The 648-nt window shown below is 42.7% G+C and carries 1 pseudogene; it reads left to right on the forward strand.

What is annotated here, in order from left to right:
- Positions 1–648: pseudogene (locus HMPREF9075_RS13335) on the forward strand (hypothetical protein); the annotation flags it as partial.

Below are 648 nucleotides of genomic sequence, written 5' to 3' on the forward strand. Positions count from 1 at the left end.
GAGGAGAACTCAACAACGCTAATTGTGAGATAGTGCGTACCTTTGCGATTACTGAGCCAGCGCAGTTGCAGGTAACGGCAGCAAATGCGCAGGGTGATGTTACTTTGGGTTGTACGCCTAAGGTTACGGCAGCGCAGTTGCTTTCGGCGACAGGGGGTACAAAACCTTATACCTTTGCTATCTATAAAGGTAACGTAACGATTACCACTATAGCGCTTAACGCTACTTCAACGAATACATCTTTTGTATTTACACAAACGGGTAATTATACTATAGGTGTAACTGATGCTAACGGCTGTAAGGCTACTACGGCACAGGCGTATAAGATATACGAGCCTAAAGTTTTGCAATTGCAACCAGCGGGTACTTCGCCAAGTGATAATAATTTCTGTTCTGTAACGGGCAACAATGGTAAGGTAACGCTTAAAGTAGTGGCAATAAATGGAGCTAATACGCAACCAGGGGCTTATAACAATGCGCCTTATACATTTAAGCATAATAGCAGTGTGGTAACTCGCACTTATCGTGATACTTATACCTTTGATAATTTAGGAGTTGCTACGCATACCTTTGAGGTAGTGGATAAATATGGCTGTACTACTAGTACCCAAGTGCGTTTGAACAAGCCATTAACATCTTCTACAGGCA

It is taken from the genome of Capnocytophaga sp. oral taxon 332 str. F0381, from assembly GCF_000318275.2.
In the GTDB taxonomy this organism is placed as follows: domain Bacteria; phylum Bacteroidota; class Bacteroidia; order Flavobacteriales; family Flavobacteriaceae; genus Capnocytophaga; species Capnocytophaga bilenii.